Raw genomic sequence first — 21,265 nt, forward strand, 5'->3', positions numbered from 1 at the left:
TTTCCCGTTGGGCGCTTCTACTCACCTCATTTCACCTAACCGTTTAGAAGCGCTTAGATAGCGTGATAGAGCCGAATTTATCCTGCTCTTCCTGGCCGTCAAATTCACGTGAGCGCTGAACTGCCGCGTAAGTGACTTGCCAATCTTCCCAGGCCAGCGCCAGCCCTGCTGATACGTCGCCTACCCACTCTTTGCGATCAACCGAGTGGCTATTTCTAAACGTATTGCCGTCAAGCGTCAGGTTTTGCGCCATGTAGTAACCGTCTACGCTGGCAAACAGGTACCACTGCCACCCCTCTTTACCGGTCATGTGGTAGCGGCTACCAGGGCTTGGCGTTAGCGTAGGAATGCTAGGCGCCTCATCACCCCAGCGAACGCTATACCCGGCGCTTGCATAGGTGTAAAGGTTGCCCAAAGCGGCGCTAACGCTGGGGCCATGGGCAAACTGCTTACCCATCAAAGGGGAGCTATACCACCACTGGCGACGCATGGCGACGTTGACGATGGCTTCATCGCCAAGCTGGTTATCCCAACCGCTGGGGCGGTCGCTTTCGGTGATGCGGTGCACTTCGCGTTGAATGCTATCGGCAAGCGACGAAGGCCCTACCAAACCAATATCCAGGTGCAGGTCAGTCGCTTGGCGCCAATTGCCCATGGGCACGTCTTCGTAAAGTGAGATACCGCCGTAAACAATCCCGGCGTAGGGGCGATCATCTTCAATCAGTCCACGCTGCTCAATATTGTTTGGCGTATAAATCTGATGCACCAAACGAAAAGCTGCCATATCAGCGCTGCCAATAAGGCTATCGGGTAAAGCGGTGGCCAAGCGTTGCGTCCAGCTTTGTGCTTCCGGCTGAAACGTCCAATTGAGTTCAAAGCCACTGGTAAAGTGGCCATCATCGCTGCTGGCCATGCCATCATTTGCGTGCTTAATCGAGAGGACACTATCGTCGGCTTGTGCCAGCGTTGACAGCAGGGTTACTACAGCCACTAGCGGTAGCAGCTGCCATCGTAGAGGGGGGGTATCTTTCATTGCTCGTTCCTTGAGATTGTCCTGGGGAGTGTTTTTTGGGGCTGTGTTTTGAGGCCACTTTTGAAGAACATCAACAAACATTGTTGATTGTATGTAATTGTGCAAAAAGATAGCAAGCATACTTTTACTGTCTTCTACAGAAAAGAGCTAAGTCACTAACATCAAAGGGTGGCTTGTAGGCCACCCCTTCTGCTGTCATTTGTTTAGATTTATTAGCGTAGTCGACTAGAGTAAAGTTGGTAGGCTAATGACTTAGTTGAATCACTATCTGTCGCGCAGAAGCCACTGCGGAGTGATTTCATGTTGGCCGTTTTCATCGGTAATAAACAGCGATCCTTCGCTGATCATTACTGCCCAGTTAATCGCCCGAGGCAGGTCTTTAGCGATAATTGCTAGGGCCTCTTGTGGCAGCCCCGCCACATGCACATTTTTCAGTGATGCCACGCTGGGCAACACTTTACTCTCCCATTGATCTACCCGGCCGTAAGCAAGTAGCGACACGCGCTCTGCCCTACGTGAGCACCAGGTAATCCGCTCGGCATCGGGCAAACCCACTTCGATCCAGTGCAGTAGGCGACCGTCTAGGCTTTTCTCCCACAGTGCCGGTTCATCTACATCTGAAAGCCCACGCCCGAAGGCCAGCGTCTCGCTGTACCACAACACATAAGCAAGCAAGCGCGCGGTCATGCGCTCTTCGGTCTCTGACGGATGGCGAGCCACGGTAAAGCGCAGCGTTTCATACACCCCGCGATCCAGATCGGTCAGATTGATATCAACTTTGTAGGGCGTTGCACTAAGAGCCATGAAAATGTCCAAACGAAATTTGCGTCAGTGTACCCGATGGTGGGTGTCTCTGGTGAATAGTCTGACAGGTTAAGCTTTGCGGTGATCGTCCGTGACTGTGCCATTTTTCAGCGTATCGGCCTCGTGCATGGGCTCATGCCATGGCTCTTCGAGCGCGGCTTGATACCAAGTTTGCATTGCTGGCAGCGCTAGCAAGCGCTCGACATATGCCTGGGATTTCTCATGGATCGGCAGGTTGAATGTCTGCACGCGAAACGCCACAGGCGCATAAAACGCATCTACTGCTGAGAAGTGCTCACCCGCTAAAAACGGCCCGCCAAAGCGCTCAATCCCCTGCTGCCATAGCGCATCCAAGCGTGCCACATCGGCCTTAAGATTGGCCGATAAGCTATTCAATTCCACCCGCATACCGCAGTTCATTGGACACTCGTCGCGCAGGGCGCTAAAGCCGCTGTGCATCTCTGCTGTGGCTGAGCGCGCCCAGGCGCGGGCGGTTTTATCACTCGGCCAAACATTAGCGTGCTGCTCGGCCAGATACTCGATAATCGCCAGGGAGTCCCACACCGCCAGCTCGCCTTCATCCGTCACATCCACCAAGCAGGGCACCAAACCTGAAGGTGAGAAGCGAATGAAGGTGGCATGGCTTGCACCCAAACCACCCTCGAACGGCATCAGGTGTTCGTTAAACGGAATCTCCAGCGCTTTCATCAGCACCCAAGGGCGCAGCGACCAAGAAGAGTAATTCTTGTTGGCAATATAGAGATCAAACATGCAGCGCTCCTTATGTGGGAAATCGAATTAGCCGATCAATTAGGCAGCCACCTTAACGTGCTGCCTGAGCCAGTGTATTACCGCCTAATCCCATTAATACGCCACCGCCAATGCGCTGAATGAGCCGAGAGGAGCCATGGGATTTTTGTAACCACTCACGCAACGGGCTGGCCAGCAGCACCACCACAACATCCGCTGATGAGAACAGCACATTAGTGGCGATACCTAGCCAGAGCAGTTGCCACGCTACCGGCATAGCGCTCTCGGGCTGCACGAATTGAGGCAGAAACGCGACAAAGAAAAGCGCGGTTTTAGGGTTGAGCACCTCCACCAAAAAACTGTCGCGAAGCACGCGTTTAGTGGTTGCCAGCGGCACCTCATCATTATGGGCACGAATGCCCTGCTGCCATAGCCTCAGTCCCATCCAGAGTAAATAAAGCCCACCGATGATTTTCATGGCGATATAAGCAGGCGGAATCGCTGCAAACAGCAGCGCCAAGCCCAATGCGGCCGCCACCACATGAACGTAGCAGCCCATATGCACACCCATGACCGCTAACCATCCTGCTCGTCGGCCACGCCCCAGGGTTTGCGCTGCGGTATACAGCATTGCAGGCCCAGGAAGATAGGCAAAACCTAGTGCGGCGAGGATGAATGCGGCCCATTGCATATTGGCGATTCTCTTGAAGGTAATGGTTAGGTTTCGAGAATAAAACGGGGGTGACGTAAGCGCCACCCCCTAAATAAGTAAAGCTGGAATGAGGCATGGTTTAGAAGTTAGGTTTACGCTTTTCAACAAAGGCTGACATGCCCTCTTTCTGCTCGTCACCGGCAAAGCAGAAGGCGAACAAGCTGGTTTCCAGTGCCAGTGCACTATCCAGATCCTGATCCATACCATCGTGAACGGCCTGCTTGGCACCACGCACTGATTGCGGGCCGTTGCCTTTCAGTTGCTTGGTGAGCTCTTCAGCGTAGCTTTCCAGCTCCGCTTGCGGCATCACGCGATTGACTAGGCCGATACGTAGCGCCTCTTGGGCATCGATTTTGCGCCCGGTAGTCACCAAGTCAATCGCCATTGCAGGGCCAACACGACGCGGTAACCGTTGGGTGCCGCCAAAGCCGGGGATGACGCCCAGCAGTACTTCCGGCTGGCCGAATACGGCGTTGTCACTGGCTACGGCCCAGTCGCAGGCCAGCGCCAATTCGCAGCCGCCGCCAAGGCAAAACCCGTTCACCAGCGCGACCACCGGCACGGGGAGAGTCTCTAGGCGTTTAATAGTACGCAGCGCTTGGCTGGCGAAAGCTCGCGCTTCTTCGGGCGTTTTTTCACGCATTTCAGTGATATCAGCACCCGCGACGAAAGACTTCTCGCCCGCACCGGTAATCAGCACGGCGCGTAGGTTCGGGTGAGCCTCAAGCTCTACTAAGTGCGCTTCCAGTGCGGAAAGCACTTCGCTGTTTAACGCATTCAGTGCTTTGGGACGATTGATGGTCAGACGCACCATCCCGTCGTTATCAACCTTCTCGATGACTGCTTCGCTCATGGCGGACTCCTTATTTGATTTGTTATGGAACATTAAAGTGAACACCACTCAACCCTAGCGAACGCTTGGTTGAGTGGCAATCACTTCTTTACGCCGCACTCTTCCCTTCAGTACAAGCTAATCGTAAGAGTAGAAGCCGCGCCCACTTTTACGGCCTAGGTAGCCCGCTGCGACCATGCGCTTAAGCAGTGGACAGGGGCGATATTTGGGGTCGCCAAAGCCCTCTTGCAGCACGTCCATAATCGCCAGGCACACATCCAGCCCGATTAAATCCGCCAGTGCCAGCGGCCCCATGGGGTGAGCCGCTCCTAGTTTCATAGCGTTATCAACCGCTTCCGGCGTTGCGGTGCCCTCCTGCACGATAAACGCTGCCTCATTGATCATGGGCACCAGCAGGCGATTTACCGCAAAGCCCGGCGCGTCGCCTACCGGCACAGCAGTTTTACCCAACGCTTTAGCTAGGGTTTCAATCTCGGCCACGGTAGCGTCCGAGGTTTGTTCGGCACGAATCACTTCCACCAGTTTGAGCACTGGCACTGGGTTAAAGAAGTGCATGCCCACTACGCGCTCGGGGTGATCGCACACCGCTGCCAAGCGAGTGAGCGACAGCGACGAGGTGTTGGAGGCCAGAATAGCGGTGCTGCTCAAGCGGCTTAGATCGCGAAACAACTTCTCTTTGAGTTCAGGCTGTTCGGGTGCGGCCTCGATAATAATTGCGCAGTCGCCTAGGGCACTCAGCGTGGTTGTGGTAGATAGACGGGCTAGAGCGGCGCTTTTATCCGATTCGCTGATTTTCTCCTTAGCGACCAACTTACCCAAGCCTTTATCGATGTTCGTTTTGGCACGGCCAAGCTGCTCTTCGGCCACATCGTAAAGGCACACGTTAAAGCCACTAGCAGCCACTACCTGAGCGATCCCCTGCCCCATGGTACCGGCTCCTACAACGCCAACAAGTTGGTCACTCATGCACTCTCTCCTCTATCGATTATCGCTACACTAGGGTTATCAATGGTTTTTAGCTTCTTCACGCAGTACGAACTTTTGGATCTTGCCTGTCGAGGTTTTAGGTAGCTCGCTGAAAATAACCGTTTTGGGGACTTTGTAGCCCGCCAAATGTTCGCGACAGTGGGCGATAATATCGGCCTCGGTCACTTCACCGTAACCGACTTTGAGCTTCACAAACGCACAGGGCGTCTCCCCCCACTTCTCATCAGGTTTGGCCACTACCGCCGCCTCTTCGACCGCAGGATGGCCGTAAATGGCGTCTTCTACTTCAATGGTCGAGATGTTCTCTCCACCGGATATAATGATGTCTTTCGAGCGGTCTTTGATCTCGATATAGCCATCCGGATGCCACACCGCCAAATCGCCGGTGTGGTACCAGCCGCCCTTCAGCGCTTGCTCGGTGGCCTCCGGGTTCTTTAAATAGCCCTTCATGACGTTGTTGCCACGCATCAGTATTTCACCCATGGTTTGGCCATCCTTGGGTACCGGCTCCATGGTGAGCGGATCAGCCACGCACAGTGCTTCGAGCATGTGGTAGCGCACCCCCTGGCGGGCTTTGATTTTGGCCCGCGCTTCCAGCGGCAATTCATCCCACGCCTCCCGCCAGGCGCAGACGGTTACCGGCCCGTAGACTTCCGTCAGGCCATAAACGTGGGTTACCTCAATGCCCAGCTTCTCCACCCCGGCGATCACCGAGGCAGGCGGCGCGGCACCGGCGGTGGTGACTTTGACCGGATGATCGAACTGATGCTTATCTTCCGCAGGCAGGTTCACGAGGCCATTAAGAATAATCGGAGCCCCGCTGAAGTGGGTGACCTTCTCTTCGGCAATGAGCTGCATGATCTTTTTAGGATCGACGCGGCGCAGACACACGTTTACCCCGGCGTTGGCGGCAATCGTCCATGGGAAGCACCAGCCGTTGCAGTGGAACATCGGCAGCGTCCACAGGTAGATCGGGTGGTGGGGCATCGCCCACTCCATGATATTGCTCACCGCATTGAGGTAAGCGCCGCGGTGGTGGTAGACCACGCCCTTGGGTTTGCCGGTGGTGCCAGAGGTATAGTTGAGCGAGATCGCATCCCACTCATCGGCAGGAAGCTGGTAGGCAAAGTCAGCGTCGCCCTCTTGAAGCAGCGCTTCGTACTCCACTTCCCCAATGCTCGGGGTCTCACCAAGAAACTCCACATCGGTCACATCAATGATAAGCGGCTTGTGGGGTAGCTTGGCAACCGCTTGCTGGATGACCTCAGCAAACTCGGGGTCGACCAGAATGGCTTTGGCCTCGCCATGTTCCAGCATATAGCTGATCGCCTCAGCATCCAGGCGAATATTCAGCGTATTAAGCACGCAGCCGGCCAGCGGCACGCCAAAATGTGCTTCAAACATGGCGGGGATATTGGGCAGCATCGCCGCCACTGTCTGGCCCGGCTGAATGCCCCGCTTTTCGAGCGCCGAGGCAAGCTGGCGGCAGCGCGACCAAGTTTCGCTCCAGGTGCGTCGCGTACTGCCATGTACCACCGCCGGGTAATCGGGATAGATCGACGCCGAGCGCTCGATAAAGGTCAGCGGTGAAAGCGGCACGTGGTTGGCAACAGTTTTGGGCAAGCCTTGCTCAAAGATAGCGGTCATGGTCGGCTCCTGACTTTTGTTGATGTTTTTGAAAGCGTTCGTTTTAAGAGTTTGTTTAAAATGGTTGTTTTGATCGCTTAGAAACAGCGCCGCCGCCTCAAGAGGCGGCGGCGTGAAGCTGAAAATTAGCGTTAGTGAACCTCAAAATCGCTTAAACACTGTATACCCGCCTCAATCACGGCGCGCTGAGCACGGCCTACCGGCAGCCATTGAGTGATCGCAAATTCGGCGCTGCGCATCTTGGCCGTATAGAAGGGATCATCGCTGCCGTTGTTAAGGGCTGCTTGGGCACTAAGCGCCGCCTGACCCATTTGCCATGCACACAGCACGTGGCCTGCCAAAGTGAGAAACGGTGTGGCGTAGGCCTGCACCGCATCCGCACCGTTTTCAGGATCGCTGCCTTGTTCCAGAACCATCGCTTGGGTGGCTTTTAAATCTTTCAAGCCTGCGTCCAAGCCGCGGCCCAACGCTTTAAGTGCCGGGTCGGCGTTTAGCTGCTCCACGGTGGCGGCAACCTCATGCAATAGTGCAGTGAGCGCTTCGCCGTTGTCGCGCTGGAGTTTACGGCCTGCCAAATCGAGCGCCTGGATACCATTCGTGCCTTCATAGATGGGGGCAATGCGCGCATCGCGCAGCAGCTGCGCCGCGCCGGTCTCTTCCACGTAGCCCATGCCGCCATGTACCTGAATCCCCATGGAGGCAATCTCCACCGCTTGATCGGTAGAGAAGCTTTTGATCACCGGAATAAGGATATCGGCGCGGGCCTGGGCAGCCTGGCGGGCATCGTTACTTTCAGCGTGGCGGGCGGTATCCAGCTCGGCGGCGCAGTACAACGCCAGGGCACGCAGCGCATCGGTGCGTGAGCGCATGGAGAGCAGCATACGGCGCACGTCTAAATGATCGCTGATACTGCATTCAGCGCCGCCACGGGTTTTGGGAGAGCGCCCTTGGCGACGCTCCAACGCATAGGCAAAGGCGTGCTGGCAGGCACGTTCGGCCACGCCAATACCCTGAATACCGACTTTGTGACGCGCCTCGTTCATCATGGTAAACATATGATTAAGGCCACGCCCTTCTTCGCCAACAAGGTAGCCAATCGCCCCGCCGTTTTCACCAAAGCTCAGGGTGCAGGTGGGCGAGCCATGAATGCCCAGTTTGTGCTCGATAGAGGCGCAGGTGACGTCGTTGCGCTCGCCCAAGGAGCCGTCTTCATTGATCAGGAACTTGGGTACCAGAAACAGGGAAATACCTTTGTTGCCTTCCGGCGCATCGGGTTTGCGGGCTAGCACAAGATGGATAATATTTTCGGCGGCGTCGTGTTCGCCCCAGGTGATATAGATCTTCTGGCCGCTGATGCGGTAATGGTCGTTTTCAGGTACCGCGCGAGTGCGTACTTGGGAGAGATCCGAGCCCGCTTGGGATTCGGTCAGGTTCATAGTGCCCGTCCAGGTGCCTTCCACCAGTTTGGGCAAGTAGGTCGCTTTGAGCGCATCGCTACCGTGATGGGCCAGCGCTTCGATAGCGCCAGCGGTCAGCATGGGGCAGAGCCCCAGCGCCATATTGGCACCGTGAAGCATCTCCTGCACCGCACTGGCAACCACTTCTGGCAGGTTCTGACCACCTAGTGCTTCTGATACACCAATACCGTTCCAGCCACCCTCGACATAAGCCTGGTAAGCCGTCGCGAAGCCTTCTGGCGTCGTCACACTGCCATCGGAGTGGCGCTTGGCCCCTTGCTGATCACCAATCTTATTAAGCGGGCCCCAAATGTCACCGGCCAGTTTTGCGGCCTCTTCGAGTACCGCCTCGACCAAGTCTGGCGTGGCCTCTTCAAAGCCCGGCAGGCTAAGCGAACGGTGCGCTAGCAGCTCTTCAAGCACAAAGCGCAAATCGCGTACCGGTGCGGCGTAAACATTCATAGCGAACCTCGGGCTGAAAATTAAACAATTGTTTGAAAGTGTACCCTTGATAGTAGTAACACTCTCTTGCCCACACCATTAGCCCAAGGTATCACCCGCTATGATTAGCGTCCTCACCCGTCTTTACTTTCGCTCACTTGCTTGCTCCACATCATCATAATAAGTGATATGGCTCTCATCTTCCGCAGGCGGCCCTACCACCGGTTCAGCGGCGTCGACGTCCCATACGGCATCTGAGAGATCCTCCAAGTGCTCGTGCTCCAGTGCCCCCTGCATCAACTCCTCGGTGACCACCAGCTCAGCACCAGCAGCGGTCATTGGCGTAGTCGGCGTAAAGGGTGCCACAGGCACAGGCGCCGGGCGCACGCTACGCCGCCAGGAGAAGAACATAACAAAGAACAGACTTAGTGAGCCGAAGGCCCAAAACAGACCCGCATCGCCCATCGCGGTCATCACCGGAGAAATCATTAGCGGGCTGATCGTGGCGCCAATGGAGTTGATCAGCAACAGGCCCTGGCTCATACGCACCAGCGCCCCTGCGGGGGCGCGGTCGGCGGCGTGGCTCACCGCCACCGGGTAGAGCGCAAATACCCCACCGCCAAGCAAGAATAGCAGTACCGCCAACAGCGGCGTAGAGAGCGGCAGCCAAAGCATCGCCGCCGAGATCAGCACGCAGAAACCGCTAATGCCAATCAGTACCATTTGTCGGTCATGGCGATCCGACCAACGGCCAATCGGGTACTGCAGCAGCATCGCGCCCATAATCACCACCGCCATCATCTGCCCCACCTGACTGACACTCATGCCAATACGCTGTAAATAGAGCGGGAGCAGTGTGTACGCTGCGGCTACCACCATCCCAGAGCCTAAACTACCCATCACACCGGTGGGCGTCAGGGTGATCAAACGGTGCGGGGGAAGCGGTTCGGCGTGCTCCATAATCGGTGACACGCGAGGAATCATCGCCATAGGTAGCACAGAGAGCGAGGCCAGTAGCCCAATCACCATAAAGGGCGCAGTGACGCCCATGGCGTTGGTAACACCCAGCAGCAGTTGGCCCAATACACCGGCGGCGTAAAGTGAAATCATATAAAGCGCCAGCAGGCGGCCGCGAACCTTCTGGTCGCCTGACGTGAGCAGCCAGCTTTCGATAACCAGATAAACCCCAACCGTGGCCCAGCCGCCGATAAGGCGCAGTACAAACCAGGCCCAGGGGTCGAAGAACAAGCCTTGCAGCAGCACCGTGACGGCCACTAATGAGGCAAAACTGCCGTAAGCGCGAATATGGCCAATGCGCAGCAACAGGCGGTCATTCACCATTGCGCCCAACGCTAAACCGATAAAGTAAGCCGACGAGACAATACCGATGACCGTGGCCGACTCACCGGCAGCATCCAAGCGCACGGTAATTAAGGTGGCAAGAGAACCGTTGCCAATCCCGAGGATGAAGAGCCCTAACAGGGGCGCCAGCGCCATGGCTAGCAGTTGCCGCGACATGAAAACCTCGTCTTGCCTAAAAGTGGTGAAACAAAGGACTGAAAACAGGCGTAAAAACGCTACTAAGCGTGTTCACAGGAACCGTCATCTCACCTGGCACATCGAGTCAGGCCGGGATAGCGGCGCGCAATTATTACCCCAAAGGGGGCAAAGTCAATGCTTTTCTAACGTTATAATTATTCACGTTAGCGTTTTGTGTAGAATAACCGTGTCTGGCCCAGGAAATTCCACTACTAAACTATTCATTTGTGCCCACCAACGGAAGGTCTCCTCACTAAAAAAGCTGATATGGGTGGGGTCGCTAATATAGTGCCAGCGGGCAAAAGCCTCCGGCGAAGTGACGCGCTTGGTCATTAAGCCCAGATAGCCACCTGGCGAGAGCTGAGCCGCCAACTGCGTAAGCACCTTGCCGGGCTGCGCCAAGTGCTCAACAACTTCTGTGGCGGTGATAAAATCATATATTTGTGTCAAAACTGAGGCATCGGGGGCGTAAAAAAGGTCGTAAATAGCCATCGAGTGCCCCTGCTCTGCGAACATAACCGACAGCGTCGGCCCTGGCCCTGAACCAAAATCAAGACCGCGGGCGTTGGGTTCGAGCTTAGCTAACAGCGGGGTAAATAAACGCCCTAAAAAGCGCCGGTATCCCGTATCATGCGGCGAGTTTTGATGTTTATCGTATTCGGCCTTTTCTGCAGCGGCGCTTAAATGCTGCTCGGGGGGGACAAATACCAGCTTGCACGTGGCACACTGGTAGTAGTCACGACGCCGATCCCGGTGGTAGGGCGCAGTAGTGGGCTCCACACAGAGCGGACAGCAGCGCATCATCGTATTCTCTGGCTTATCGTTACGTATTAAGGAAGGTGGCATGCTATCAGGTCTGGATCATCTTGTTGTAACCGTGACCGATATGGGTCGCGCAGTCGATTTTTACTCACGTGTTTTGGGCCTAGACGTGCGCTATCGCGATGCCCAACGGGTCGATTTAATGCTCGGTGATACGGCACTTCGCCTACATCAAACCGACACCGATATTGCCCCCATTTCAGCCACACCCACCCCTGGCAGCCTGGACTTATGCCTGCGCTGCCAGCTGCCGCTGGATGAGTTCAAGCAGCATTTAGATGCGCTGGCGATAGACGTAGAGCTAGGCCCCGTCGCCCGCCAAGGCGCCACAGGCCCGATTGAGTCGATTTATCTGCGTGACCCGGACGGTAACCTGCTAGAGATTTGCCGCCCCTCTTCGCGTTAATGCTAAGTCTAATGAATCAAGGTATTATATATCGCGCTTAAATAGCGCGCACTGATGTGCCAAGCACCATCACCCACTTCAGCATCTATACAATTGAATGAAAGGAAACGTTATGCTTGATAACGAAAGTGAATCCCCACTCGACGGCCAAGTCGTAAGCGAAGAGCAGAGCTCCCAGCCCGACACAACCATGGCAATGGTTATTTATGCGCTCTATCTGGCCAGTTTTATCCTTGGTTTTACGTCGATTATTGGTGTGGTCATTGCCTATGTCTATAAGGGCAAAGGCCCTACGTGGCTGGACGAGCACTACCGCTACCAGATCCGCACCTTCTGGATAGGATTGGTGTACGGCATTATTTTCTCGATATTGCTCTTTGCAGTGATCGGTTTCCCACTTTTGCTGGCGCTAGCCGTGTGGTTCATTATTCGCTGTGTTAAAGGTTTCAAAGGGCTGCAAGAGAAGCGCGCACCTTCCAATGTAGATACTTGGTTGATTTAACGATGACACCACAGGGGGCTAATAACGCTAGGCTTTTTTCCAAAGCCAGTGCGATCAGTTGGCTGTGGCGTCAACTGTCACGCTGGCCGCTTGCGCGCCTGTGGCGTATTTCTTCGGCGCTCGGCCCCCTGGTTTACCGCTTTAATAAGCGTGAGCGTTGGGTAACCGATCGCAACTTAGCGATCGTTTACCCAGACCTCTCCATTGCTGAACGTAAAACCCTTGGTCAGCACAGTTTACGCCACTCAACGGCTACGATGTTGGAGCTGGGCCACGCCTGGATGGCGGAACCAAACAAGGTAGAGACCAGCATTTTAGCGGTGCACGGTCGCGACAAGCTCGATAACGCCCGCACCGAAGGCCGCGGCGTGATTGTGCTTGCCCCGCACTTCGGCAACTGGGAGGTGCTTAACTTTTGGCTCTCGAGCCATTTCCCTTTCACCGCCATGTACGAGCCACCCAAAATCACCGCCCTCGATCCCGTCATTCGTCATGGCCGCGAGCGTATGGGGGCAAGTTTGGTTCCCACCAACCCCCGCGGCGTTGCGGCATTACTTAAAGCGCTTAAACGCAGCGAAGCGATTGGCATACTACCTGACCAGGAGCCCGACTGGGGCAGCGGCGTTTTTGCACCCTTCTTTAGTCGCGAGGCTTACACCGCCACCCTGCTGCCGAAATTGGTCGCCCGCACCCAGGCACGGGTAGTCACCGGCGTCGCGCTACGTATTCCTGGTAAAGGGTTTGAGATCCATTTTCTGGATGCCGACGAGCGGGTCTATAGCGACGATGATGTGCAGTCTGCCACAGGCGTCAATGCCAGCGTCGAGAGTGCGATTACCTTGGAGCCTGCACAGTATCAATGGGAGTACAAGCGCTACCGTAAAGTAGTGCAGGAGCAGCAAAATCTAGCCAACTTCCGCGACTATCGTCTTTATTAGGCTGAAAAAGAGAGAACTGATGGCACACCCCCCTATACCCCGCGATGAGATACGCGCTCCGCAGATTATCTACGCGCTTTACTTAGCGGGTATTGTCACTGCCAATATCACCCTGCTGATTGGCGTAATCATCGCCTATGTTTATCGTAAAGAAGCGGCGCCCTGGCTGCAGCAGCACTACCGGTATCTGATCCGCACCTTCTGGATCGGCACGCTCTATGCCTGCATCGCCTTTTTGCTAAGCATTGTGATAGTCGGCACCCTGCTCTGGCCGCTGCTAGCGGTATGGCTAGGCGTGCGCTGCGTACTCGGCTGGGTCGATGTTCGCAAAGGGCTAACACCGGCACGCCCTAATAGCTGGCTTTGGTGAGTTAGACGTCATTCACTGCTGCCACGGGCGTAAACATCATCTAAACGCTCAATATCGTCCTCGCCCAAATAACTCCCCGACTGCACTTCAATCAGTTCAAGGGGTATTTTGCCGGTATTTTCCAGCCGGTGCAGTGCCCCAATAGGTATATAGGTGGACTGGTTTTCAGTTACCAAAAAGCGACTCTCTTCTAGCGTTACCTGCGCTGTTCCCCTCACCACGATCCAGTGTTCAGCCCGGTGATGGTGGCGCTGCAGCGATAAACGCCCACCAGGCTTAACGGTAATGCGTTTGACCTGATAACGCTCGCCTCTGTCCATGGCCTGAAAGCTGCCCCAGGGACGCTGGATCTGGGCTGCCGTGCAGGGTTCGCTACGCCCCGCTTGGGTAAGCGATGTGACTAGCTGCTTTACCTGCTGCGCCTGATCACGGTGGGCCACTAGTACGCTATCCGATGTCTCCACGACAATCAGATTATTCACGCCCAGTGTGGCCACCAAGCGGTGCTCGCCAAACACCAACGAATCCTGCGTGTCGGTCAACCACGTATCGCCTTTGGTAGCATTACCCGCCGCGTCAGGCGTAACGGTTGACCACAGCGCATCGAAACTGCCGATATCGCTCCAAGCGGCAGCCAATGGCACTACCGCAGCACGATCGCAGTGCTCCATCACCGCGTAATCGATGGAGTCTGCAGGACAGCGATGAAACGCCGCTTCACCCAAACGTAGAAAATCCAAGTCATGATGCGCACTGCTAACCGCCTCTTCGCAGGCTTCCAGCATATTTGGCTGGAGCCGTTTTAGTTGACCTAAGTAACTTGAAGCGCGAAGTAGAAACATGCCGCTGTTCCATAGGTAATCGCCGCTGTCGACTAACGCTGTCGCCCGCTTGGCATCGGGTTTTTCAATAAAGGCCGCCAGATGATGGCCGCCTTCCAGCGGCTCCCCGCAAGCTATATAGCCGTAACCCGTTTCAGCCTGTGTGGGCACAACGCCAAAAGTTACGAGATAACCCGCTTCTGCTAACGACACAGCCAGTGAAACGCTATATTGAAACGCCTGGACATCACCAATCACATGATCAGCCGGGAGCACTAGCAGTAGCGGGTCATCGCCAGACTGGCGCGCCAATAGCGCCGCACAAGCAATTGCCGGAGCGGTATTGCGGCCTTCAGGTTCAAGCACCAGGGTAGCGGCTTGATCCATTTCGCGCAGTTGTTCGGCCATTAAAAAGCGGTGACTATGATGGCCCATCAGCATTGGTGCTGTGTCGGTTAGCCCGGCTAAGCGGCTTAGGGTTTGCTGGAGCAGACTCTGGGAGGAGGTTAAGCGCAAAAACTGTTTCGGCATCTGCTCTCGGGAAAGCGGCCAGAGCCGCGTGCCGCTGCCTCCGCTTAAAATCACTGGCTGAATCATTCCTGCGTCCTTGTCATTGTGTTTGAAACGGTGACTGGCCGTACATCAGAGGCAACACTTACCCCAGCAGTCATTCCTGTTGTCACATCAGTGGCTACATCCACCGCTAACTCTCCAAAATCGGCCTGTAGCCAGTGGCGTAATTGGCTCATTCTAGGTACGTCGCGCGACTCTTTGAGTGTAGGCAACGTGCCAGGAACAAAGCCACGCTTTATAAAGGGCGCCAATAATTCAGGGTCGCCACTAATAATATGCACCGGTACTGCCGCGCTGGCATCGTCACCGGTAATCAACGGCGCGGCTTGATGATCCCCCAGCACTATCATCAAGGTATTATCATCCACTACACGTTCAGCCCAGCGGCCGGTGACTTTCACAGCGTAGTCTACCGACCAGGCGTAGTGATCACGAATGCGCTCAATGTCCTGCCACAGCACTTCAGGTGGGTCACCGGCATCCTCCCAGGGGGCAAAAATACGCCCATCGCCAATGGATGACCAATTGTCCAGTACCGGCAGAATCGGCGTCCATGGGGCATGGCTGGAGATCAGTGCCAATTGGGCAAACACCGGTGTCTCACCTAGCAAGTAGCGCTGGGTGTAATCGAGAGTGAATTGATCCGGCATGGTTACCCAGTTGAGAGCAGGCCCGGCGTAAGCGATATCTTTCGCTGCGGCAATTTCATCGAAACCGTAGGCCTCCCCTTCCGGCCACGCCAGGGTAATGGCGGGCATCACACTGAGGGTTCGCTGACCAGTGGCACGAAAATCATCGATCAAAGTGGAGTGGCCGCTGTCCAACATCAGCTGATACCACAGCTGGTTGTCGATCCAGCGGCCGCTGAGGGCTGTCGCGTGGGCTAGCCATGACTGCCCACCACGAATGGGTGAGGCCAACATGCCAGAGACCACGTGGAGGTTATGCTCCCCCAGGCGCTGTTGCATCTCGGCTAGAGTAGGCAGTAGAACGTCGGAGTAACGTGGGTTTTCCAGCGCCGAGATACCGTAGGACTCAATAAAGGTGAGCAGTACATTGCGCCCCGCCAATCCCGGCAGTGGTCGCGCCTCCATGGGTGCGGCCTCCAGCTGTGCAGTAAAGGCGAGGCGGGCGGCGTGGGTATCGGTAATTTGCTGCCACTGAAAACGCGTGGTGTCCACCGCTGGCAAGCGCGCGCTTTCTATCAGCCGTACTCCATTGAGTTCAAGCGCCGCGCCGGTAGTGGCAGTGACCAACAGCGTTAACGCGACCACGCCAGGCAGGCGCTTAACAGAGTTGGCAACGGGTGGCATCATCAGGCGTGCCAAAACCAGAGTGATGGCTATCAGCAGGGCAACCCCCAGCAGCATTGCGCAAACTGCCAACAGTTGACCTACATTACCTACTAGCAGGTGATAAATTGAGCGCAGCAAAGGTATATCAAGATAAAGATTAAGTGGCCGGGCAAAGGCCATTTGAGTGGCGGCTGCGCCTAGATTCGCGGCGGTTGCCAACATCACCCAACTAACGAGTCCGATGGACACTATGCGGCGCGCTTGGCCGACGGGGAGCAGCAACATGAGCGGCGCAATGATAAGCGCCTCCCAAGCGAGCAAATATGAGCTGATCTCGCCAAAACGCCACCAGAGCGGCGCGATGAGTAAGAAATTCAGCGTTAGAAGCATTAGTAATAATCGACTCATCGCATCCCCATAGGTGCCTACTTTAGCTTACAGTGTCAAAGGTATAGTCTGTCAGCGCTTGGTCTCGTTGAGTAGCTGTACCCAATCGCAAGATAAGAGAGCAAGGAATAAGGCTGCTGAAAAGCGCAATAATCATGTACTGTAATATTTTATCGTATAGTTGTTGTGTAAAAATTTCACGCTTTGCTTGGCTTTAGGCCATGCGCTTTGCAGGCCCTCACCGGAAAGGATTTCGCCCATGCGTTGTAATCAAGTTGGTAGGAAGCCGGTTGCCAAGTGGCGGCCTGGCAAATGGATAGTGTTAATTGGCTGCGCGCTGACCTTGCCAGCGTTGGCCGCAGACGATGCGCACTTCAGGCAGGTTATTGAACGCGCCAAACAGCTTGCTCAAGAAACCTACCAAGCCCCGGAAGAGACCTTACCAGAGGTATTGCGTGAGCTTGATTACGATACCTACCGGCAAATTCGCTTTGATCCCGAACACGCCTACTGGAAAGACGAGAGCCCTTTTAACCTACAGTTATTTCATAGCGGCTTTCTGTTTCAAACCCCGATTGCCTTGAACGTTATCGAAAACGACACGGTAACGCCCCTGCCCTTTTCAGCAGAGGACTACACCTACGATGGCAATGCCGCCGCACTGAAAGAGCAAGACTTAGCCGGCAGCGGCCATGCGGGGTTTCGTCTCCACTACCCTCTTAACAGCAATGACTACTCCGACGAATTTGGTGTATTTCTCGGTGCCAGCTACTTCCGCATTGTGGGGCGTGACCAGGCTTACGGACTCTCTACCCGCGGGCTGGCGATCGATACCGCCTCGCCAGATGGCGAAGAGTTCCCGGCATTTCGCGAGTTTTGGCTCTATAAACCCGAGGCTGATGCCGAACAGATTGAACTGCTGGCGTTAATGGATAGCCCCTCAGTCAGCGGCGCCTATCGCTTTGTTATCCAACCCGGTGAGAATACTCAGGTCGAGGTCGAAGCGGAGCTGTTTGCCCGGCAAGATATTACCAAGCTGGGCGTTGCACCGCTCACCAGTATGTTCACTTATGGTGAGGCAAGCCGCGAGCGGCCGGACGATTTTCGTCCACAGGTGCACGACTCCGACGGCCTACTGATACATGCCGGTAGCGGTGAGTGGATCTGGCGCCCGCTGAGTAACCCATCTCACCTGCATACATCCGCCTTTGTAGACGACTCCCCTCAAGGCTTTGGATTAATGCAACGGGAACGGGATTTTAACCGCTATTTGGATACCGAAGCCCAGTATCACCGTCGCCCCAGCCAATGGGTTGTCCCGCTGGATGATTGGGGGCCGGGCCACGTGGAACTTGTCGAAATCCCTACCCCCGATGAGACTCACGACAATATAGTCGCCTACTGGGTGGCGGACGACACCCTGGATGCCGGCGAATCGCGCCGCCTGCACTATCTCACTCACACGCTGAACACTCAGCCTGATGCGCACAATCTTGGCCGCGCCATTCGCACTCGTCATGGCAATGCGGCGGTGCCGGGGCAAGCGGACTCTACCTCACAAGGCCAGCGCCAGTTTATTGTCGACTTTCAGGGAGGTGCCTTAGAGGAGCTCACCGCTGACCAGCCCGTCGAGTTAGATATTAGCGCCCAACACGGCGAGGTACTGCTCCCCCAGGTCACCGCGCTGCCCAACAATGGCTGGCGAGCCAGCTTCCGGCTACCCGCCAGCGATCAACCCAGCGATGTTCGCCTAAGGCTCACCTTAAACGGCGAACCAGTTAGCGAAACCTGGAATTACGTGTGGTATCCCGATGACGAATAGCACTTATCAAGCCAACCTTATCTCGCCAGCGCCTGTGTGGATCAAGGCACGTCCATTCAGAGAGCCCAACTAATGCGGCGCATGGCGCTACGACGACTGCGCAGCGCGGGTGGGCTAGCCCGCTCGCTGTTTATTTATTGGCGGCCTGGGCGTCAGCGTGGCCTGCAGCGCCTCTATCAGCCTTTCATACAACCCGGCACCGTTGCCTTTGATATTGGCGCGCATCTAGGCGACCGTAGCGCAGCTTTTCATGCGCTCGGCGCCAAGGTGGTGGCGCTGGAGCCCCAGCCCGACCTCGCCAAATGGTTTAAACGCCTGGTAAAACCGCCGACCATTACCCTGCTGCCGATGGCGGCGGGCCCTACGGTGGGCTTTGCCGAGATCGCGATCAGCCCCAGCAACCCGACCCTTTCCACCCTGGCCACCGAGTGGCGGGAGCAGATCGGCGAACGCAACGCAGGCTTTAGTCAGGTACGGTGGGAGCAGCGTTTACGGGTGCCAGTGACCACGCTGGATGCGTTAATTGACGAGTATGGCGAACCCAGCTTTATAAAAATCGACGTTGAAGGCTTTGAGGCGGAGGTTTTGGCGGGGCTAAATTGCCCGGTGGCCGCGCTGTCGGTGGAGTTTGTGGCAGGTGCCCTGGAAATAAACGACGCCTGCGTGAACCACTTAAGCCGCCTTGGCGAGTACCGCTACAACGTGGTAGCTGGTGAGCAGCGCCACTTTCGCTGGGCCGAGTGGCAAACGCCACAAGCGGTTAGCGAGTGGCTAAGCGCAGGGGCCGAAGGATTGCCTTCCGGTGACCTATACGCCTGCCGCTCGGATCATCGATTACTTCTGAATGATGCTTAATACCTAAAGGCTTCTCATTTTATGATTCACCACTGGCAAACCCTAACCGCTCCGCAGTTAGCCGAGTTCGCCCAATGCGACCCGGTAGCGGTGCTGGTACTCGGCGCCATTGAACAACACGGCACTCACCTCCCCTTGGCCACCGACTTGACCATTGGCGAGGGCCTGCAAGCCGCGATGCTGGAGGCGCTTGATCCGAACCTTAATGTCATCTGCCTGCCCGCCATTGCCGTCGGAGCAAGCGATGAGCACGCCAGTTTCCCCGGCACGCTTAGCCTGCCAGCACCGCTGGCCATTGCCACATTAGAGGCTTATGGGGATAGCCTGGCTCGCGCCGGCATACGCCGACTGGTGCTGCTTAACAGCCATGGTGGCAATAAGGCGGTGATGGATTTGGCAGGCTTAACCCTACGGCGGCGGCATAGCATGCGCGTGGTAAAAGCGACCTATACCCGACTACCACCGTTAGAGGGTGCCATTAATGCGGAAGAGTTGCGCTACGGCTTACACGGGGGACTGCTCGAAACTGCGATGATGCGCTATTTAGCGCCCGCGCTGGTGCAGTTGGACGGCTACAAGGCCACCCCGCCTGCAGCGCCCCAAGGCGATGCATTAGTGAGCGCAGAAGGTGCTGCAGCTGTTGCCTGGCTGGCAGAAGACTTAAGCATCCAAGGTGTGGCGGGCGATGCCAGCCAAGCCAGCGCTGAACTAGGCGAACGGCTGGTTCAGCACTATGCCCGCCAACTAGCGGCCGTAGTGACGGAAACCGCCCACCTACCACCGCTAACCAACCAAACTCGCTGCACAAGTGGGAGACAGCTTTAGCCCGCGACCGTTTTGCGTTTAACGCTGGCCACTGAGCACATCTTCCAAAAAGTGCCCACCTCGGGTCGCCTTGGCATTTAGATAGCGCTGGTTGTGATCGGTAACGCTGCCGTACAGCGCCTGGCGTGATACCACTTCAATACCACCCTGGCGCAACGCTTCCATCTTCAAGGGGTTGTTGGTCAGCAGCTGCACCTGGTCGATGTTGAGCGCATTGAGCATATCCACCGCCACCGCATACTGGCGCTCATCGTCACCAAAACCGAGCACTTGATCCGCATCCACAGTATCCAGGCCACCATCCTGTAAGGTGTAGGCGCGTAGTTTATTGGCTAAGCCAATGCCCCGGCCCTCTTGAGCCAAATAGAGCAGCACACCGCCACCCATGGCTTGAATATCCGCCACGGCGTTGCGTAGCTGCTCGCCGCAATCGCAACGCAGACTGCCGAACAGGTCACCGGTTAAACACGCCGAGTGCAGGCGTAGCGGCACCGCGCCTTCCCAGCGCTCCGGTTTACCGATCACCACAGCAACGTGCTCACGCAGGCCGTCCGGCTCACGGAAAAGCACAAAGCGGCTGTCGGCAGCATCCTCGAGGGGGATATTCGCTTCGCTCACCCGCTTGAGCATGCCCGGCGCCCCGGCAAGGCATTGTGTAGCGTCTTCAGCGCTGACTTGCAGCAGGCGTCCTTCTGCCAACTGTTGCTCAATGGTCGCTGTAGCCTCTTGGCTAACAAAAGCGCAGAGCGCTGCGGGAATCAGCAGGGCTCTGCGCATCAGCGTCACGGCGCCTAGTTCGGCTATTCCGGCGGGCTTTAACCCGCTCAGTAACCCACCCGCAGGTTGTGAAAGCGTTTCCGCCGTGGCCAAGCCATTCAGCTCATTGGTGCTAATGTGAGCTACCAGCGGTAGGCTGGCGGCCTCGGCGGACAAGTTCATGCCCATCGCCGTCAGGCGGTGACGAGTAAGCACCAGCGAAGGCCGCTCGCCTGCTAGCAAAGCCAGCGCTTCGACCGATTCACTGCCTTCCAGCGCCTGCACGAGCAAACGCTGCCCACTGGCATTCACCACCACTGGCAATCCACGACGGATGTCGAAAATAGCGCGTTCAATCTGGTACATGTAGGCCTCCTGGCTTCCTTACGAGAGGGATGGCGTATGCTTGCTCTAAACAACTTGCTCTCAACTGACGAGAGCCCGCATGATGAAGCGGATTTTTTAGCACGGAGGCGTCATGCCCGAATCCCATGTCAACATTATCGCGCTGTCTGATGCTTGGGAATGGCTGTTGGCGTTGCGTCATCGGCGCTCTTGCGATGTGGCGATCACCTTGGCGCCAACCGGCGAGTGGCAAACGGCTAAAGCGATCACCGCTGAGGCGCGAGAGCTGCTCAATTGCCTGACCCCGCTGGCCAGTCGACCGGCG

20 protein-coding genes are annotated in these 21,265 nt (G+C 56.2%); 7 read left to right on the forward strand and 13 right to left on the reverse strand.

The features are described from left to right. Nucleotides 1-43: 43 nt before the first annotated feature. From K7H09_RS09295 to K7H09_RS09340, 10 genes are all read right to left on the reverse strand, one after another. Nucleotides 44-1,033 (reverse strand): lipid A deacylase LpxR family protein, encoded by a 990-nt coding sequence (locus tag K7H09_RS09295; RefSeq protein WP_041157849.1) that lies wholly within the window; start codon nucleotides 1,031-1,033, stop codon nucleotides 44-46. 264 nt (nucleotides 1,034-1,297) lie between these two features. Beyond that, nucleotides 1,298-1,837: a YaeQ family protein gene (locus K7H09_RS09300; RefSeq protein ID WP_039859297.1), complete on the reverse strand. Its 540-nt coding sequence runs from the start codon at nucleotides 1,835-1,837 to the stop codon at nucleotides 1,298-1,300. 69 nt (nucleotides 1,838-1,906) lie between these two features. Next, nucleotides 1,907-2,608: a glutathione S-transferase family protein gene (locus K7H09_RS09305; RefSeq protein WP_022520522.1), complete on the reverse strand. Its 702-nt coding sequence runs from the start codon at nucleotides 2,606-2,608 to the stop codon at nucleotides 1,907-1,909. Between the two features lie 52 nt (nucleotides 2,609-2,660). Further along, the gene (locus K7H09_RS09310) at nucleotides 2,661-3,278 is read right to left on the reverse strand and encodes a LysE family translocator (protein WP_022520523.1); all 618 of its coding nucleotides are present in this window, start codon (nucleotides 3,276-3,278) and stop codon (nucleotides 2,661-2,663) included. A 100-nt stretch (nucleotides 3,279-3,378) separates the two neighbouring features. Beyond that, a complete protein-coding gene (locus K7H09_RS09315) occupies nucleotides 3,379-4,152 on the reverse strand; it encodes an enoyl-CoA hydratase-related protein (RefSeq protein WP_022520524.1) in 774 nt (257 codons plus the stop codon). A gap of 117 nt (nucleotides 4,153-4,269) precedes the next feature. Continuing rightward, entirely contained in the window at nucleotides 4,270-5,118 is an 849-nt protein-coding gene (locus tag K7H09_RS09320; protein WP_022520525.1) for a 3-hydroxybutyryl-CoA dehydrogenase, read from the reverse strand. Nucleotides 5,119-5,157: 39 nt separating this feature from the next. Further along, nucleotides 5,158-6,786 carry an acyl-CoA synthetase gene (locus K7H09_RS09325; protein ID WP_141439678.1) on the reverse strand — a complete coding sequence of 543 codons (1,629 nt, stop codon included), beginning with the start codon at nucleotides 6,784-6,786 and terminating at the stop codon, nucleotides 5,158-5,160. A gap of 131 nt (nucleotides 6,787-6,917) precedes the next feature. Beyond that, entirely contained in the window at nucleotides 6,918-8,705 is a 1,788-nt protein-coding gene (locus K7H09_RS09330; protein ID WP_141439679.1) for an acyl-CoA dehydrogenase, read from the reverse strand. Nucleotides 8,706-8,828: 123 nt separating this feature from the next. Further along, nucleotides 8,829-10,202, reverse strand: a complete 1,374-nt coding sequence (locus K7H09_RS09335) for an MFS transporter (RefSeq protein WP_230804485.1) — start codon at nucleotides 10,200-10,202, stop codon at nucleotides 8,829-8,831. A 180-nt stretch (nucleotides 10,203-10,382) separates the two neighbouring features. After that, nucleotides 10,383-11,027, reverse strand: a complete 645-nt coding sequence (locus K7H09_RS09340) for a class I SAM-dependent methyltransferase (RefSeq protein WP_167522513.1) — start codon at nucleotides 11,025-11,027, stop codon at nucleotides 10,383-10,385. Between the two features lie 40 nt (nucleotides 11,028-11,067). On the opposite strand from K7H09_RS09340, the gene K7H09_RS09345 reads away from it, so the two are divergent. The 4 genes from K7H09_RS09345 to K7H09_RS09360 all read left to right on the forward strand — a co-directional run bounded on the left by K7H09_RS09345 (nucleotide 11,068) and on the right by K7H09_RS09360 (nucleotide 13,261). After that, complete coding sequence (locus K7H09_RS09345; protein ID WP_022520529.1) at nucleotides 11,068-11,451, forward strand: VOC family protein; 384 nt, start codon at nucleotides 11,068-11,070, stop codon at nucleotides 11,449-11,451. 112 nt (nucleotides 11,452-11,563) lie between these two features. Continuing rightward, nucleotides 11,564-11,953 (forward strand): DUF4870 family protein, encoded by a 390-nt coding sequence (locus tag K7H09_RS09350; protein ID WP_022520530.1) that lies wholly within the window; start codon nucleotides 11,564-11,566, stop codon nucleotides 11,951-11,953. Nucleotides 11,954-11,955: 2 nt separating this feature from the next. Beyond that, nucleotides 11,956-12,891 carry a lysophospholipid acyltransferase family protein gene (locus tag K7H09_RS09355; RefSeq protein WP_141439682.1) on the forward strand — a complete coding sequence of 312 codons (936 nt, stop codon included), beginning with the start codon at nucleotides 11,956-11,958 and terminating at the stop codon, nucleotides 12,889-12,891. Between the two features lie 19 nt (nucleotides 12,892-12,910). Beyond that, nucleotides 12,911-13,261, forward strand: a complete 351-nt coding sequence (locus K7H09_RS09360) for a DUF4870 family protein (RefSeq protein WP_141439683.1) — start codon at nucleotides 12,911-12,913, stop codon at nucleotides 13,259-13,261. 8 nt (nucleotides 13,262-13,269) lie between these two features. Here the strand turns inward: K7H09_RS09360 and K7H09_RS09365 are convergent, their stop codons facing one another. Next, a complete protein-coding gene (locus tag K7H09_RS09365) occupies nucleotides 13,270-14,679 on the reverse strand; it encodes a mannose-1-phosphate guanylyltransferase/mannose-6-phosphate isomerase (RefSeq protein ID WP_027959800.1) in 1,410 nt (469 codons plus the stop codon). Further along, nucleotides 14,676-16,358: a sulfatase-like hydrolase/transferase gene (locus K7H09_RS09370; protein ID WP_141439684.1), complete on the reverse strand. Its 1,683-nt coding sequence runs from the start codon at nucleotides 16,356-16,358 to the stop codon at nucleotides 14,676-14,678. Before K7H09_RS09370 ends, K7H09_RS09365 begins: the two co-directional genes overlap by 4 nt. A gap of 238 nt (nucleotides 16,359-16,596) precedes the next feature. On the opposite strand from K7H09_RS09370, the gene K7H09_RS09375 reads away from it, so the two are divergent. From K7H09_RS09375 to K7H09_RS09385, 3 genes are all read left to right on the forward strand, one after another. Continuing rightward, nucleotides 16,597-18,159, forward strand: coding sequence for a glucan biosynthesis protein (locus K7H09_RS09375; RefSeq protein ID WP_230804486.1), 1,563 nt, complete (start codon nucleotides 16,597-16,599; stop codon nucleotides 18,157-18,159). A 72-nt stretch (nucleotides 18,160-18,231) separates the two neighbouring features. After that, nucleotides 18,232-19,014, forward strand: a complete 783-nt coding sequence (locus K7H09_RS09380) for an FkbM family methyltransferase (protein WP_035538567.1) — start codon at nucleotides 18,232-18,234, stop codon at nucleotides 19,012-19,014. A gap of 21 nt (nucleotides 19,015-19,035) precedes the next feature. Beyond that, entirely contained in the window at nucleotides 19,036-19,839 is an 804-nt protein-coding gene (locus K7H09_RS09385) for a creatininase family protein (RefSeq protein ID WP_141439685.1), read from the forward strand. Between the two features lie 18 nt (nucleotides 19,840-19,857). On the opposite strand, the gene ribA is transcribed toward K7H09_RS09385, so the two are convergent. After that, a complete protein-coding gene (ribA, locus tag K7H09_RS09390; RefSeq protein WP_009287250.1) occupies nucleotides 19,858-20,961 on the reverse strand; it encodes a GTP cyclohydrolase II RibA in 1,104 nt (367 codons plus the stop codon). Nucleotides 20,962-21,265: the final 304 nt, after the last annotated feature.

The sequence above is a fragment of the Halomonas sp. IOP_14 genome, assembly GCF_021021315.1.
Classification (GTDB): domain Bacteria; phylum Pseudomonadota; class Gammaproteobacteria; order Pseudomonadales; family Halomonadaceae; genus Vreelandella; species Vreelandella titanicae.